Origin of the sequence: Prevotella sp. khp1 (assembly GCF_900102205.1) — a bacterium.
GTDB classification, from domain to species: Bacteria; Bacteroidota; Bacteroidia; order Bacteroidales; family Bacteroidaceae; genus Prevotella; species Prevotella ruminicola.
This window is the reverse complement of the sequence record NZ_FNJZ01000001.1, coordinates 1,235,519-1,251,794: the sequence shown is the minus strand read 5'-3', so window position 1 is coordinate 1,251,794 and position 16,276 is coordinate 1,235,519. Positions and strand designations below refer to the sequence as shown.

The window sequence follows — 16,276 nt, the reverse complement described above, 5'->3', positions numbered from 1 at the left end:
TTTAAGAATTAAAAAATTCAGAGTGAACGTAGAGAAGATAGTAGAGATTATTAACGCAAAGCCGAATTTAAGTACAGCCCTCGGGATGGAATTTATTTCTACTCCCGAGGTTGATACTTGTTTGGCGAAAATGAAAGTTGATGAGCGAAATCGCCAGCCATTCGGCTTTTTGAGTGGTGGCGCTTCGTTGGCTCTGGCTGAGAATGTGGCCGGGGTGGCATCGTCGGCTCTCTGTCCTGGATGCGCCTGTGTGGGCATCGAGGTTACTGGGAGTCATGTGAAAGCTGTGGTTGAAGGCGACACGGTAACTGCCTTCGCAAAGATGTTGCACAAGGGAAAGACGCTGCATGTGTGGAATGTGGATATCAAGGACACGGCAGGCGATCTGATATCAAATGTGCGAGTTACTAACTATGTTATTAAGCAGAAGAAATAATGTCAGCATACGCTATTTACAGATTACCCCATGAAGACCACGCCACACTGATTACCCAATCGGTGGGTGTGCCCATGGAATTGCATTCGCTGACAGAGTTGAATGGTAAACAGGGTTTTGTAGTGGCCCCCTTCGAGGTGAAGGCCGACCAGCCCGTGGTTTTGATACAAGGAAAAACAGAGACGATTGCTTTGAGCAACGAGCAACTAACTGCTGATGATGGAAAAAACAGGTTGCCAAGCGATATGTCGAATTATTATAAGGTTGACTTTGCGAACTATCACTCGCAGTTAGAGGCAGATAAGTTCCGCAAGATAGTGTTGGCACGCTGTGCCGATGAGCAGATGCCCAATGGTGTAAAACCTATCGACCTGTTCTATCGTGCCTGCCAGCTTTACCCCCGTCTGTTCATCGCACTGGTGGATACTGAGAAAAGCGGTTGCTGGTTAACTGCTACCCCAGAGATCCTGCTGGATGGGCATGGTGCCGATTGGCGAACCATCGCTTTGGCAGGAACCATGAAACTGGAGGGCGACCAGCTGGATGGCGAAGGCGAAACACTTACCTGGAGCACCAAGAATATTCAGGAGCAGCGCATTGTGGCCACCTATATCACCGAGTGCCTGGAGCAGTTTACGGATGATTTCCGTGAGGAGGGTCCTCGCACTGTACGAGCCGCTAACCTGGTACACCTGCGTAGCGACTTTACCTTTAAGTTGGCCGACAACAACAAAATAGGCGATTTGTTACAGGCCTTGCATCCTACACCTGCCGTGTGCGGACTGCCTAAGCGCGAGGCCTTTAAGTTTATAGTAAAGAACGAGTATACCCCACGTCGATATTACAGTGGGTTTATGGGACCTGTTGCACAGGAGGATACCCATCTCTATGTGTCGCTAAGATGTATGAACATCGATGGCGATGTGTGTCATCTCTACGCTGGCGGCGGACTGTTGAAAGACAGCGTCGAAGAGCAGGAGTGGTTGGAAACTGAAGCGAAAATGGAAACAATGAAAAAGCTATTATATGTACAGCAGTAAGCAGAACGTAAACATACTGACAAGTTTGTTGGTAGCGCATGGAGTTAGATACGCAGTAGTTTGTCCTGGTAGTCGTAACTCGGCTATTGTTCATAACCTGAACGAGTGCCCTGATATCGAGTGCTATCCTGTAACTGATGAACGTAGTGCAGGATTCTATGCCTTAGGTATCGCACAGGTGGTTCATCGCCCCGTAGCCGTATGTGTAACCAGTGGTACGGCTTTGCTGAATGTGGCCCCAGCTGTGGCCGAGGCTTATTATCAGCACATGCCATTGGTGGTGATTTCAGCCGATCGTCCTGCACAGTGGATCGATCAGTTGGATGGTCAGACGCTACCTCAGCCCGATGCCTTGGGGCGCTTTGTGAAAAAGGCTGTGAACCTGCCCGAGGTGTATAACGATGAGTTGCATTGGTACTGTAACCGCCTGGTTAACGAGGCCATGAACGAGACCCGCCACCATGGTTGTGGTCCTGTACATATCAATGTGCCCATCTCAGAGCCCCTGTTCGAGTATAATGTCGAAGAACTTCCTCAGGAGCGTGTTATTCAGTTACTCACACCACGTAGCAATGCGGCTTTGATATCGTTGGAGTGCGCAGGCCAGTTTGCCGAGGCCAAGAAACCTATGGTGGTTATTGGTCAGATGTCTACCGAAGACTTGATTCCTCAGGAGCTGTTCATGCTCTCACAGTGTGCTGTGGTGGTACACGAGGCACTGAGTGTAGGTAAGGGTGGCACCAATTTCGATGAGGTGATACATGTGCTGGGCGACAATCCCGCTTACCAACCCGACTTTGTGCTTTACTTAGGCGATACACTGGTTAGCAAGCGCTTTAAAAAGTGGTTGCGTGGCCTGAAGGATTGTCATATCTGGGCTGTTACCGAGGATGGTAGCATTCATGATACCTCTATGCAGTTGTATGGTGTGATCGAGGGTAGTCCTGCCGATGTGATCGAGGATCTGGTGAACGCCATCAAGTTCAAGGCCATCAGTTCTACTGCTACCTTTAAGGCCCGATGGGATCAGGCCACCCGACTGGCAGCCTATCGTGCCATGAAGTTCGAACCCGAGTATTCGCAGATGGCTGCTGTCAAGTATCTGGAGGATAAACTGGGCAAGGCCATCTATCGCTATATCCATTATGGCAACAGCAGTCCTATCCGTTTTGCCAATCTCTATGCCAAGCACTATGTGTTCTGTAACCGTGGTGTGAATGGTATCGAGGGCTCACTATCTACAGCTGCAGGCTGCTCGATTGTTACTGGCGACGAGAAGGTGCTGTGCGTGCTGGGCGATCTGAGTTTCTTCTACGATCAGAATGCCCTGTGGAATCAGAACCTGAATGGCAACCTGCATATCATTGTGCTGAATAATGGCAAGGGTGGTATCTTTAACATGCTGAAGGGTCTGGAACAGAGTCCTGTTCGTGATAGCTTCATTTCTGGTGCGCATCACACCACAGCCCAGGGCATCTGTAAGCAGAACAACATCCGCTATATGAAGGCCACCAATATGGAGGAGATGCAGCAGTGTGTCGACAACTTATTAAATAAGAAATCTACTCGTCCTGTATTGCTCGAGATATTTACCGATGCTGATGAGGACGAGCGTGTAGCAAAAACATATTATCAAATTTTGAAAAATGAGAAACTGGCAAACGATAAGAGAGTTTAAGGAGATTTTGTTTGAGGAGTATAACGGTATCGCCAAGATTACCATTAATCGTCCGCGCTATCGCAATGCCTTTACCCCCAAGACCACTTGGGAGTTGAGTCAGGCTTTTGCTATGTGTCGCGAGATGCAGGATATCAGTGTGGTATTGTTGACTGGTGCTATGAGCGAGGTGCCCGAGGGTAAGACCCTGGCCGATGTAAAGCATGCTTTCTGCTCTGGTGGCGATATGCACGTAAAGGGTCGTGGTGGCTATGTAGATGAAGAGGGTGTGCCCCGTTTGAGCGTGCTCGATGTGCAGATGCAGATTCGTCGCTTGCCCAAGCCTGTTATTGCAATGGTGAATGGTTATGCCATTGGTGGTGGACACGTGCTGCACCTGGTGTGCGACCTGACGATTGCCTCAGAGAATGCTATCTTTGGTCAGACTGGTCCTAAGGTAGGTTCATTCGATGCTGGTTTTGGTTCGTCGTACCTTGCTCGTATCGTGGGTCAGAAGAAGGCGCGTGAGATATGGTTCTTGTGTCGTCAGTACACTGCCAAGGAGGCCGAGGAGATGGGCATGGTAAACAAGGTTGTGCCTATCGAGCGCCTGGAGGACGAGTGCGTAGAGTGGGCTGAGATTATGATGGAACGTTCGCCATTGGCCCTGCGTATGATCAAAGCTGGCTTGAATGCCGAGTTGGATGGTCAGGCTGGTATCCAGGAGTTAGCTGGCGATTGCACCATGCTGTATTACTTCCTGGATGAGGCCCAGGAGGGTGGCAAGGCTTTCCTTGAAAAGCGCAAGCCTGATTTCAAGAAATATCCAAAGATGCCTTGATTTATTAGGCACGGATTCTTGGACGAGCCAAGCGGCAAAGCCGAGCGAACACGGCCTTTTTATAAAAGGACACGGCCTTTATTAATGAAGATAATTATGCGATTTGAAATAGAAAAAAAAATATTGTATTTTAAACAACCCGCGGGGACTTCTCGCGGGGTTTATTTAACCCGCACGATGTGGCTGATTCATCTGAGTGATGGTGATAAGCAGGGTGTGGGCGAGTGTGCACCGTTGCCCGATCTGAGTTGCGATGCGATGCCCGACGAGCAGTATGAAGCTAAACTGAAGGAGTTTTGCGAGGCATTCTGTGCCAAGGGCGAGATGGATTATGATGCTCTGCGCGATTATCCCTCGATGCTGTTTGGATTGGAAACAGCCTGGCTGAATCTGCAAAAGGGCGAAAAACTCTTCGATACTGCTTTTTCGCGTGGCGAGGTGGGCATCCCCATTAACGGACTGGTGTGGATGGGCAATTACGAGGAGATGCTGCAGCGCATGGAGGAGAAACTGAAGTTGGGTTTCCGCTGTGTGAAACTGAAGATTGGTGCCATCGACTTTGAAAAGGAGTTTGATTTGGTAAAGCGTATCCGCGAGCGCTTCTCGCATCACGAGGTGGAGTTGCGCTTGGATGCCAATGGTGGTTTTACCTACGATGAGGCGCTGTATAAACTTGAACTCTTGTCGCAGTACAATATCCATTCTATCGAGCAGCCCATCAAGCAAGGTCAGTGGGCTTATATGGCCGAACTCTGCAGGGAGTCGCCCCTGCCTATCGCCCTTGATGAGGAGCTGATAGGTGTGAATGATGCGGAGATGAAGCGTCATATGCTCGAGATTATCAAGCCCCGCTATATCATCCTCAAGCCTTCGTTGCATGGTGGTATGATGGGTAGTAAGGAGTGGATTGATATCGCTCGCAGTCTGCATATCGGCTCGTGGATTACCTCGGCCCTTGAGAGTAATATCGGTTTGAATGCCATCGCCCAGTTTGCTTCGAGTGTGTATGGCGACGATATCAGCATGCCACAGGGCTTAGGCACTGGTCAGCTGTTTACTGATAACATCGAAATGCCCCTCACCATTCAAGGCGATCAACTATGGCGTTTATAGACGAGTGGAATAATGATTCGGCGTATGTTGAGGTGAAAACCAGTGGTAGTACTGGTGAGCCCAAACGTATGCTGGTAGAGAAGCGCAGGATGCTTAATTCTGCACGCATAACCTGCGACTTTTTGGGATTGAAGCCTGGCGATACGGCGCTGCTGTGTATGAGTACCGATTATATTGCTGGTAAGATGATGGTGGTACGCTCTATTGAGCGTGGCCTTAAATTAATTGAGGTGCCCCCCTGTGGGCATCCACTTGACATTAAACATTTAACATTAAACATTAAACATTCTCAATTTTCAATTTTCAATTTTCAATTTGATTTTGCCGCCATGGTGCCCATGCAGGTGTATAACTCATTGCAGGTGCCTGAGGAGAAGGAGCGACTGATGGCTATCCGACATCTGATTATTGGTGGTGGTGCTATCGACGAGGCGATGGAGGCCGAGCTGCGTACCTTCCCCCATGCTGTTTGGAGCACATATGGTATGACGGAGACACTCTCGCATATCGCCCTGCGTCGCATCAGTGGCCCTGAGGCCTCTGAGTGGTACATGCCTTTCCCCACCGTTAAGTTGAGTACTACCGACGAGGGTTGTCTGGTGATTGATGCTCCTGAGGTTTGCGCCCAGACATTGACTACCAACGATATTGTAGAGTTGAAGTTCGATGGAAGATTCCGCATCCGTGGTCGTAAGGACAATGTGATTTGTTCGGGTGGTATCAAGATTCAGATCGAGGAGGTTGAGCAAATTCTAAAAAAGTACATGCGCGTACCTTATATTATAAGTAAACGTAAGGACGAGAAGTTTGGTGAGATAGTGGTGCTGTTGACCGAGGGTGATACCGCCGAGGCGCAAACCATCTGCGAGCAGGTGCTGCCCAAGTACCATCAACCTAAAGTTTACTTGCACGTAAACCAAATACCGCTTACCGAAACAGGCAAACCAGCCCGAAAAAGGGCCGAAGAACTGGCTAAAAAGTGAATAGGACTACTCTCGCGAGCAGTCCTACTCTGATTAGTTAGTAATATGATTAGGTCTATTAAGTTGAATTGGTTTGTGTTAAGACACCAGCATCAGCTTTCTCTATAAAAGTCGAATGCCTCATAGATTTCTTCCTTCGTAGCCGTCTGGTCGATAAGGATATCGCCTACACCTCCCAGCAGTGTGAAGTTTATGATGCCAGCTATATTTTTCTTGTCGTGCGTCATCAGCTCCAACAGGGTGGGGTAATCATCGCACGTAATGTTCATCTTTCCGTAGTGATCCAATATGAATCTTACCGTCTGGCGCATCTTATCAGTGGGGAATCCCGTCTTGATGGCGCTCAGGTACAGCTCTACTATCAGGCCCCATGCCACAGCATAGCCGTGCAGTACGGGATTGTGCTTCAGAGCGAACGATTCGAACGCGTGTCCAGCGGTATGACCTAAGTTCAATGCCTTGCGGATACCCTTCTCGGTGGGGTCTTCGGTTACGATGCGCTGCTTTACAGCTACCGATTCGGCCACCATACGCTTTAACTGTTCCAGATCGGGGTGCTCGATATCAAACGAGAGTAACTCGCCCAGCATCTTCGCATCATTAATCAGTCCGTGTTTCAGCATCTCGGCATAACCCGACAGCATGTTCTCTGTATCCAGGGTTTTCAGAAATTCAGTATCCAGTATCACGCTCTTGGCATTGTTAAACACGCCAATCTCGTTTTTCAGGCCTAAAAAGTTGATGCCTGTCTTGCCACCTACCGATGCATCTACCATCGAGAGCAGGGTAGTGGGGATGTTAATGTAGTTAATGCCGCGCTTAAAGGTTGAAGCGGCAAAACCACCTAAGTCGGTTACCATGCCACCGCCTATATTTATTAATAAGGTGTGACGTGTAGCACCGCCCTCGCTCAAGTCGTGCCATACATGGCTCAGCGAAGCCAGGTTCTTATGCGTATCAGTGGCTTCGATCGTGATGCGCTTAGCGCCTGCCATGCATTCGAACTGCTCGATAACTGGCAGACAGCACTCAACTGTGGTCTCGTCGGCCAGGACGAAAACCTTATCGTGTTCACACTCGGCTATTGCTTCAGCGAGTGTACGATCTAGCTGGTCTGATATGACAACTTTCTGTGGGCTCATTGTTTGGTGCCGTAGTTGACTTTTTAATTTTTATTGAGTGCAAAGATAACATTATTTTTTTAAAACGTAACAAATTAAAAAAAAAAATAGCCTATAGGTTAAACTTTTTTTTTGAAAAGGCGTCAAACTTTCAAAAAAACGTAGAAAAAAGTAGCAATGAGAAGATTATTACTATTCATGATGGCCGTAATGTTTACGGTATTGTCGGTACACGCACAGCGCGTGGTTACAGGTAAAGTGATTGAGCAGGATACGCAGGATGCAGTTATTCAGGCCACCGCTTCTATTCTCTCAGGCGAGAAGGTTGTGGCCAATGGTGTTACCAACACCGATGGTGCATTCCGTGTTACAGCCCCCAGCGATGGTACTTACACCTTGAAGATTACCTACGTGGGCTTTAAGACTTACACCAAGAAGTTTACTTTAAAGGATGGTAAGGGTTACAATGCCGGCACCATCTCGCTCAGTCCCGATGCTATCATGCTGAAGGGTGCCACTGTTACAGCACGCGCCTCGAAGGTGACACTGAAGGCCGACACCTTTGTATATAATGCTGCTGCCTTCCGTACCCCCGAGGGTTCGGTAGTTGAGGAGCTGGTTAAGCGTCTGCCTGGTGCCGAGGTGAGCGACGATGGTACTATTAAGATTAATGGTAAGGAGGTGAAGAAGATTCTGGTAGATGGTAAGGAGTTTATGACTGGCGATACCAAGACTGCCATGAAGAATCTGCCTACCAATATCATCGACCGTATTAAGGCTTACGATAAGCAGAGCGACCTGGCCCGTGTATCAGGTATCGAGGATGGCGAAGAGGAGACTGTGCTCGACTTTGGTATCAAGCAGGGTATGAACAAGGGCTTTATGATGAATGCCGACCTTGCCGCAGGTACTAAGAACCGTTATGCAGGCCGTATCTTCGGTGGTATCATGAATAGCGATATGAAGGTGTTCCTGATGACCAATGCCAACAATACCAACGATATGGGATTCCCCGGTGGTGGCGGTGGTGGCCGTTTTGGTGGTGGTCGCCAGGGGCTTACAGCTAATAAGATGACTGGTATCAACCTGAACTACGAGAATACAGGCAAGCTGGTTCTGGATGGTAGTGTACGTTGGAACCACAGCGATGGCGATGCCCTCTCAAAGGTTACCAGCATGACTATGTATGGTGCTACCAACTCGCAGTATGGTAACAGTCTTACACAGAACTATACCCGTTCTAACAACTGGAATGCCCAGATGCGTTTGGAGTGGACCCCCGACTCGATGACCAACATCATGTTCCGCCCAAACTTCCGTTATAACTCTCAGGATGGCGATAACGAGGGTGCCGAGGCTACCTTTACTGCCAATCCTTTCGACAATAAGCGTATCACTAGTCCGCTCGACCAGTTGGATGAGCTGAAGGATTTCCTGAAGAACAACCGTACGCAGAACAGCGTATCGTATAGCGATTCAAAGAATGTGAGTGGTATGTTGCAGTTCAACCGTCGTCTCAGCAATACAGGTCGTAATATCACTGTACAGCTGAATGCAGGTTGGAGCGACGGCACCAGCAAATCGGCTTCAAACAGCCTGATTAACTATTACACCTTAGGAATTGTCGATTCAACCACCATTACCAATCGTTATTCTATCACCCCAACCAAGAACTGGAACTATAGCGCACGCATTACTTATAGCGAGCCTATTCTGCCTCGCACTTACTTGCAGTTCAGCTATCAGTACCAGTACCGTTTCCAGAAGAGCGATCGTGGTACCTATGATTTCAGTAAGATTGATCCCGTTGCTGCATGGAATGGTGGTTATCGCTCATGGGATGAGTATCTGGGCCAGTTTGGTCGTATCACTTCGCTCGATCCTTATCGCGATGATAGCCAGAGCCGCTACTCTGAGTATCAGAACTACATCCACACCGCTGAGTTGATGCTGCGTATCGTTCGCAACTCATATACCTTTAATATTGGTGTACAGATGGTGCCTCAGAAGTCGCACTTTATTCAGGACTACAAGGGTATCCATGCCGATACCACCCGCACTGTTACCAACTTTGCACCTACCATGGACTTCCGTTGGAAGAAGTCGCAGACTGGTCAGTTGCGCTTCACCTATCGTGCCAACACCTCGCAGCCCTCTATGAGCGATCTGCTGGATATCGTAGATAACAGCGACCCCTTGAACATTACACGAGGTAACCCTGGCTTGAAGCCTTCGTTCCGTCAGAACTTCCAGCTGTTCTACAACGATTACTTCCAGAAGCACCAGCGTGCTGTGATGACATTCGTAAACTTCTCTACCACCGCTAACTCTATCGCCAACAAGGTTACCCTGTTGGATGGTGGTGCACGTATGACTCGTCCTGAGAATATCAATGGTAACTGGAATGCCAACGTTGGCTTTATGTTCAACACAGCTATCGACTCGGCTGGTTACTTTAACGTGAATACATTTACTAACTTTGGATACAACCACAACGTAGGTTTTGTTAATGATGGTGTCAGCGATGCTAAGGCTGTTACCAAGTCGCAGACCATCATGGAGCGCCTGGCCTTCAGCTATCGTAACGATTGGTTGGAGATCGAGCTCAACGGATCGCTCAACTACAACCGCAACCGTAGCGAGTTGCAAACCAGCAATAACCTTGATACCTGGCAGTTTACCTACGGAGGTATGGTGGGCGTAACAGCTCCTTGGGGCACATCGCTTACCACCAACCTGAACATGCAGAGCCGTCGTGGTTACTACGATGCCTCGATGAACACCAACGAGCTTATCTGGAATGCCCAGCTCTCGCAGAGCTTCCTCAAGGGTAAGCCCCTTACCATCTCGCTGCAGCTGTACGACATCCTGCACCAGCAGAGCACATTGTCGAGCACAGTCACAGCTATGATGCGTAACGATACCCAGTACAATGCCGTTACCAGCTATGGTATGGTTCACGTCATCTATCGTTTGAACCTGTTTGGTGGTAAGGCTGGTCGTCAGGGTGGCTTTGGTGGCCCTGGTGGTCCTGGTCGTGGTGGCTTTGGTGGTCCTGGCGGTGGTCGCCCAGGTGGTGGTGGCTTCGGCGGCGGTCGTCGTGGTGGCGGCGGCTTCGGAGGCCCACGTATGTTCTAACTAACTTATTAACAGAATTGCTCCAAAATTTTTTGGGGCAATTTCTTTTTTATCTCCCAAAAAAGTGCTACCTTTGCACCCCAAATAAAGCATAGTGCGCCGAATGAAGCAAGCGATGATATTTGCCGCAGGGCTTGGCACTCGTCTCAAGCCACTAACCGACACCATGCCTAAGGCACTGGTGAGGGTAGGGGGGCAGCCGCTCATTTGGCATGTAATACAAAAACTTAAATCCTCTGGTTATGAGCGCATTGTGGTAAATGTTCACCACTTTGCCGATCAGATTGTAACCTATCTTGAGGGAAATCATAACTTTGGTTTGGATATCCGTATCAGCGACGAAACCAGTGCGCTGCTCGAAACGGGTGGTGGCATCAAGAAGGCGCTGCCTTTGTTCGATGCCAACGAGCCTATCCTGATTCATAATGTGGATATCCTGAGCAATCTCGACCTCGAGGCGCTGCCCATGGATGCCCCCTTGCTGGTAGTCAGCGAGCGCCAGACCAAGCGTTATCTGATGTTCGATGACGAGATGCGCCTGCATGGCTGGACCAACATCGAAACCGGCGCCCTCAAAGGCCCCATCTCTAATGGTCAATGGTCAATGGTCCGCTCCAGCTCTGCTGGCTTGCAAGGCAAGAATGGTCAATTGCGAAAGCTCGCTTTCTCCGGCATCCACGTGTTCCACCCATCACTCGTGCCATTGTTGGATGAGTGGCCCGATCGCTTCCCCATTATGGACTTTTATCTCAAGGCCTGTGGCACCCATCTGATTCGTGGTTACGAGGCCAAGGATTTGAGGTTGATGGACGTAGGCAAACTCGACACCCTCGATCAAGCCGAAGCCTTCATTGACGGCTTATAATGGTCAATGTTCAATGCTCAATGTTCAATTATTAATATAAGTATGACACAGAAGATTATTATTCTCGATTTCGGTTCGCAAACCACGCAGCTTATCGGCCGTCGTGTGCGCGAGCTGGACACCTTCTGCGAGATTATGCCCTACAACAAATTCCCGAAGGACGATCCCTCGGTGATTGGTGTAATTCTGAGTGGTTCGCCCTACTCGGTACACGATCCTGAGGCTTTCAAGGTCGACCTATTGCAGTTTGTAGGTCGTGTGCCAGTGCTGGGTATCTGCTATGGTGCTCAGTTCATCAGTCACACCCTGGGTGGTAAGGTCGAAAAGGCCGACTCTCGCGAGTATGGACGTGCCAACCTTGAGACTGTCGACACCACGAACCCTCTGTTCAAAGGTTTCGAGCAGCACTCTCAGGTTTGGATGAGCCATGGCGACACCATCACCTCAATCCCCGAGGGTTTCGAGGTTATTGGTTCTACTAAGGACGTTAAGAACGCTGCATTCTGGCGCGATGGCGTATGGGCTGTACAGTTCCACCCCGAGGTGTTCCACACCCTGCAGGGCACACAGCTCCTGAAGAACTTCGTAGTTGATATCTGTGGCAGTAAGCAGGAGTGGAGTGCCGCTTCGTTCGTCGATTCTACCGTAGCCGAACTCAAGGCTCAGCTGGGCGACGACCGTGTGATTCTCGGCCTCTCAGGTGGTGTCGATTCATCTGTTGCTGCTGTACTGCTCAACAAGGCTATCGGCAATCGCCTTACCTGTATCTTTGTAGATCATGGTATGCTGCGTAAGAACGAGTTCACCCAGGTGATGGAGGACTACAAGGTGCTGGGCCTGAATGTGATAGGTGTTGATGCCAGCGCTAAGTTCTTTGCCGATCTGGCTGGTGTTACCGATCCTGAGCAGAAGCGCAAGATTATTGGTCGCGACTTCGTTGAGGTGTTCAATGCCGAGGCTAAGAAGATTACCGATGCCAAGTGGCTGGCTCAGGGTACTATCTACCCCGACCGTATCGAGAGCTTGAATATTACAGGTAAGGTGATTAAGAGCCACCACAACGTAGGCGGTCTGCCTAAGGAGATGCACTTGCAGCTTTGCGAGCCCCTGCAGTGGTTGTTCAAGGACGAGGTTCGTCGTGTAGGTCGCCAGTTGGGCATGCCCGAGCACTTGATTACCCGTCACCCCTTCCCTGGTCCTGGCTTGGCTGTTCGTATCCTGGGCGATATCACTCCTGAGAAGGTACGTATCCTGCAGGATGCCGACGATATCTATATCCGCGGCCTGCGCGATTACAAGGTAAAGCTGAGTGGCGAAGAGGCCCGCAAGGTGCTGGCTGCCGGTATCCCTGCCGATATGAAGGATGGCGAGATCGAGGTTTCGCTCTACGATCAGATCTGGCAGGCAGGTGCCATCCTGCTTTCTACTGTTCGCAGTGTAGGTGTGATGGGCGATGAGCGTACCTACGAGCATCCCGTAGCCCTGCGTGCTGTAACCAGTACCGATGCAATGACAGCCGACTGGGCACATCTGCCTTACGACTTCATGGCTAAGGTAAGTAACGAGATAATTAATAAGGTACGTGGCGTAAACCGCGTTTGCTACGATATCTCGTCGAAACCACCCGCAACCATCGAGTGGGAGTAAACATCATCACATTAAAAGCTCTGCCGCAAGGCAGGGCTTTTTTGTTAAAATCCTTAAATTACTTGCAACTATCAGATATATATCGTATATTTGCGACGTTAAAAATCAAACATGCTGAATTAATCAATCCTAGCCATAAACATAGGGTTGATATAACATGGAACTAGAAACCAATTACCGGTTATATTACTAATTAATTATTATCATTATGTACAACTATTCAAAGATCCTTTCTGCTGTTTGTGCAGGAATGTTGGTTATGGGTTCAACCATGCCCGTGACTCAGGCGCGAGCTAGTCAGGTTGTTACTCAGGCTAAGCCTACTGTGCAGGTAAAGGGTGTGGTTCTCGACACCAGTGGCGAACCTGTCATAGGTGCCAGTGTCATTGAGTTAGGCACACAGAGTAATGGAACGCTTACAGGAGCCGATGGTTCCTTCAGCATTACCGTTGCCAGGGGTGCAAGTATCCGTATCTCTTTTGTGGGTTACAAGAATGTAACTGTTAAGCCTACCGCCGGCAAGAGTGTGAATGTTACTTTGGAAGAGGATTCCGAGGTGCTCAACGATGTGGTGGTAGTGGGTTATGGTACCCAGCGCAAAAAGCTGGTTACAGGTTCAACCGTACACGTAACGTCTGATAATATCGCAGCCATCAATGCCGTTGATGCCTTTGGTGCCCTGCAGAGTCAGGCTGCCGGTATGAACATCGTGATGAACTCTGGTCAGCCAGGCGAGAGCTACAAGGTGGTTATCCGTGGTATGGGTACAGCCGGTAGCAACACCCCGCTGTATGTTATCGATGGTGTGCCTGGTGGATCTATCACCGACCTGTCGCCTAACGATATCGAGAGTATCGACGTGCTCAAGGATGCTGCTTCGAGTGCCATCTATGGTGCCCGTGCCTCAAACGGTGTTATCCTGGTAACCACCAAGAAGGGTAAGAGTGGCAAGGTGCAGGTAACCTTCGATGGTTATATGGGATGGCAGAATCCTAACACCAATGGTGTTACTCCGCTGAATGCCAAGCAGTATATGGAGATTAACGATAAGGCCTACCAGATACAGGGTGTGAGCACCTACGACTGGGCCAAGCTGATTCCCAAGCAGTATGCACAGATTATGAATGGCACTTGGAATGGCACCAACTGGCTGGAGGAGACAACCATCCACGATGCGCCCATGCACAATGCCTCAGTAAATATCATTGGTGGTAGCGATGTGTCGCGCTTCTCGTTAGGTTTCAGTAAGTATCACCAGACGGGTACCATCGGCTATCCTGCCGATCCTAAGTACGATCGCTATACCGTTCGCCTTAACTCCGATTACTCGCTCATCCGCAAGAAGGGCCGCGACGTGCTCAAGTTCGGCGAGAATATCACCTTCTCGGCTACTAATAAGAAAGGTGTAAGCATTGGTGGTATCTATGGTAACAGCATCCGTAACCTGCTGGCCATGAGTCCGCTGCTGCCTGCTTACAACGAGGATGGCAGCTTCTTCGAGTACAAGGATATTGTGGCCGATGGCTGGGATTTCAGTGCCGAGATGGCCAACCCGTTGGCTCAGATGAAGTACGACGAGGGCTACGGCTATACCAAGGGCTGGCGCCTGCAGAGCAACTTCTTCCTCGAGTTCTCGCCCATCAAGGACCTTACTTATCGTGCCAGTGCCGGTTGGCTGTATCGCCATCGCGAGGGTCGCAGCTACAAGCCCGTTTACGAGCTCAGTACCAAGAAATCGAATCCTAACGACGACGTGAGTCAGAACCAGTCGTACAGCATCCGCTGGTCGTTAGAGAACACCATCAACTACGTCAAATCGTTCGGTCTGCATAATATCGACGCCCTGCTGGGGCAGAGTATCGAGAAGTGGGGCTATGGCAGCAGTGTCAGCGTTACTAACAGTAACTCGCTGTTCCCTGGCTCGTTCGATCATGCCTATATCACCAACGCCAATGTGGTTGACCCTGCCTACACCTCGATAGGTGGTAGCCCCGAGGATCAGGGTGCCCTGTCGTCGTTCTTCGGTCGTATCAACTATAACTATGATGAGACCTATCTGCTCTCGCTCGTGCTGCGTGCCGATGGTTCGTCGAACTTTGCCCGTGGCAAGCGCTGGGGTTATTTCCCATCAGTCAGCGCTGGTTGGGTTATCACCAATGAATCGTTTATGGAGAAGACCAAGTCGTGGCTCGACTTCCTGAAGATTCGTGCCAGCTGGGGTCAGAATGGTAACTGTAACATCTCTAACTTCCAGTATGTAGGTACCATCGCGTTCGACGATCCTTATTATTTCGAGAGCAAGGATAATCCAGGCATCGGTGCTTATCCTAACATCCTGCCTAACAAGGATGTAAAGTGGGAAACCTCTGAGCAGTTAGACCTTGGTTTCGATGCCCGATTCCTGAACAACCGTTTGGGCGTGGCCTTCGACTGGTATAACAAAACCACCAAGGACTGGCTGGTGCGTGCGCCCATGCTGCTGTCGTACGGTACAGGTGCGCCTTACGTGAATGGTGGTGATATCCAGAACAAGGGTTACGAGGTGCAGCTCACCTGGAACGATAAGGTGGGTAAGGACTTTGTATATGGCGTAACCTTCAACTTCTCGCATAATAAGAACGAGGTTACCCGCCTGGCCAACTCCGAGGGTATCATCCATGGTGGTTCTAATGCCATCGCCCAGAACACCGCCGAGCTGTATCGCTTGCAGGTAGGTTATCCTATCGGCTACTTCTGGGGCTATGCCATGGAAGGTATCATCCAGAACGAGGCCGACCTGCAGGATTACATCAACCGCAACTGTAGTGGCGATAAGAAGAACTCGCTGCAGGGCGAATCGCTGCAGCCTGGCGACGTGAAGTTCGTGGATGTGAACGGCAATGGTAAGATTGATACCGGCGATGCCGACAAGACCATGATTGGTGATCCTAACCCCGACTTTACCGTAGGTCTTAACATCAACCTGGCTTATAAGGGCTTCGACCTGGCTCTGAATGGCTACGGCTCGTTCGGTCAGCAGGTGGCCAAAAGCTATCGTCAGTTCTCCGATCACCCCGATGATAACTATTGTACCGATGTTTACACCAAGTACTGGACAGGCGAGGGTAGCACCAACAAGTATCCACGCTTCTCTGATGGTAAGAACGTGAACATGAGCGAAATCTCGAAGGTTTGGGTAGAGGATGCCGACTTCTTCAAGATCTCTCGCATCGCCTTTGGCTACGACTTTAAGAAGCTCTACAACAAGCTGCCCGTGCAGAAGTGCCGCCTCTACGTAGCCCTCAGCAATTACTTCTGCTTTACCGGCTACTCGGGTATGGATCCTGAGGTAGGTTTCGGCAATGGCACCAGCTGGGCTTCGGGTATCGACTGTGGTTACTATCCATCGGCTCGTTCATGGCAGGTAGGACTGAATATAAACTTCTAAACTCATGG

General features: G+C 49.8%; 11 protein-coding genes. 10 read left to right on the top strand and 1 reads right to left on the bottom strand.

The window, feature by feature from the left end; genetic code table 11:
• Positions 1-22: 22 nt before the first annotated feature.
• The 6 genes from BLR73_RS05210 to BLR73_RS05185 all read left to right on the top strand — a co-directional run bounded on the left by BLR73_RS05210 (position 23) and on the right by BLR73_RS05185 (position 6,070).
• Positions 23-436 (top strand): PaaI family thioesterase, encoded by a 414-nt coding sequence (locus BLR73_RS05210; RefSeq protein WP_013064861.1) that lies wholly within the window; start codon positions 23-25, stop codon positions 434-436.
• On the top strand, positions 436-1,476 hold the full coding sequence (locus BLR73_RS05205) for an isochorismate synthase (protein WP_091859666.1): 1,041 nt from the start codon (positions 436-438) through the stop codon (positions 1,474-1,476). Before BLR73_RS05210 ends, BLR73_RS05205 begins: the two co-directional genes overlap by 1 nt.
• Positions 1,463-3,154, top strand: coding sequence for a 2-succinyl-5-enolpyruvyl-6-hydroxy-3-cyclohexene-1-carboxylic-acid synthase (gene menD, locus BLR73_RS05200; RefSeq protein WP_091859663.1), 1,692 nt, complete (start codon positions 1,463-1,465; stop codon positions 3,152-3,154). The genes BLR73_RS05205 and menD overlap by 14 nt, the downstream gene beginning before the upstream one ends.
• Positions 3,123-3,974 carry a 1,4-dihydroxy-2-naphthoyl-CoA synthase gene (gene menB / locus BLR73_RS05195; protein WP_028908209.1) on the top strand — a complete coding sequence of 284 codons (852 nt, stop codon included), beginning with the start codon at positions 3,123-3,125 and terminating at the stop codon, positions 3,972-3,974. The genes menD and menB overlap by 32 nt, the downstream gene beginning before the upstream one ends.
• 93 nt (positions 3,975-4,067) lie before the next feature.
• Positions 4,068-5,087, top strand: a complete 1,020-nt coding sequence (gene menC / locus BLR73_RS05190) for an o-succinylbenzoate synthase (protein WP_369821137.1) — start codon at positions 4,068-4,070, stop codon at positions 5,085-5,087.
• The gene (locus tag BLR73_RS05185) at positions 5,075-6,070 is read left to right on the top strand and encodes an AMP-binding protein (protein WP_091859659.1); all 996 of its coding nucleotides are present in this window, start codon (positions 5,075-5,077) and stop codon (positions 6,068-6,070) included. Before menC ends, BLR73_RS05185 begins: the two co-directional genes overlap by 13 nt.
• Positions 6,071-6,162: 92 nt before the next feature.
• Here BLR73_RS05185 and aroB read toward each other — a convergent pair whose 3' ends face one another.
• A complete protein-coding gene (aroB, locus tag BLR73_RS05180) occupies positions 6,163-7,212 on the bottom strand; it encodes a 3-dehydroquinate synthase (RefSeq protein ID WP_013064647.1) in 1,050 nt (349 codons plus the stop codon).
• 156 nt (positions 7,213-7,368) lie between these two features.
• Here aroB and BLR73_RS05175 point away from each other — a divergent pair, with 156 nt between their 5' ends.
• The 4 genes from BLR73_RS05175 to BLR73_RS05160 all read left to right on the top strand — a co-directional run bounded on the left by BLR73_RS05175 (position 7,369) and on the right by BLR73_RS05160 (position 16,268).
• Positions 7,369-10,329, top strand: coding sequence for a TonB-dependent receptor (locus BLR73_RS05175; RefSeq protein WP_033149777.1), 2,961 nt, complete (start codon positions 7,369-7,371; stop codon positions 10,327-10,329).
• Positions 10,330-10,432: 103 nt separating this feature from the next.
• Entirely contained in the window at positions 10,433-11,194 is a 762-nt protein-coding gene (locus BLR73_RS05170; protein WP_091859656.1) for a nucleotidyltransferase family protein, read from the top strand.
• A 42-nt stretch (positions 11,195-11,236) separates the two neighbouring features.
• On the top strand, positions 11,237-12,841 hold the full coding sequence (gene guaA / locus BLR73_RS05165) for a glutamine-hydrolyzing GMP synthase (protein WP_091859653.1): 1,605 nt from the start codon (positions 11,237-11,239) through the stop codon (positions 12,839-12,841).
• 208 nt (positions 12,842-13,049) lie between these two features.
• Entirely contained in the window at positions 13,050-16,268 is a 3,219-nt protein-coding gene (locus BLR73_RS05160; protein ID WP_233456407.1) for a SusC/RagA family TonB-linked outer membrane protein, read from the top strand.
• The last annotated feature ends 8 nt before the right edge of the window (positions 16,269-16,276 follow it).

Bases quoted from the DNA above. Each gene is read 5' to 3' on its own strand.
- aroB (WP_013064647.1), bottom strand. From the start codon at position 7,212: ATGAGCCCACAGAAAGTTGTCATATCAGACCAGCTAGATCGTACACTC.
- BLR73_RS05175 (WP_033149777.1), top strand. From the start codon at position 7,369: ATGAGAAGATTATTACTATTCATGATGGCCGTAATGTTTACGGTATTG.
- BLR73_RS05160 (WP_233456407.1), top strand. From the start codon at position 13,050: ATGTACAACTATTCAAAGATCCTTTCTGCTGTTTGTGCAGGAATGTTG.
- BLR73_RS05205 (WP_091859666.1), top strand. From the start codon at position 436: ATGTCAGCATACGCTATTTACAGATTACCCCATGAAGACCACGCCACA.
- menB (WP_028908209.1), top strand. From the start codon at position 3,123: ATGAGAAACTGGCAAACGATAAGAGAGTTTAAGGAGATTTTGTTTGAG.
- BLR73_RS05170 (WP_091859656.1), top strand. From the start codon at position 10,433: ATGAAGCAAGCGATGATATTTGCCGCAGGGCTTGGCACTCGTCTCAAG.
- guaA (WP_091859653.1), top strand. From the start codon at position 11,237: ATGACACAGAAGATTATTATTCTCGATTTCGGTTCGCAAACCACGCAG.
- menD (WP_091859663.1), top strand. From the start codon at position 1,463: ATGTACAGCAGTAAGCAGAACGTAAACATACTGACAAGTTTGTTGGTA.
- BLR73_RS05185 (WP_091859659.1), top strand. From the start codon at position 5,075: ATGGCGTTTATAGACGAGTGGAATAATGATTCGGCGTATGTTGAGGTG.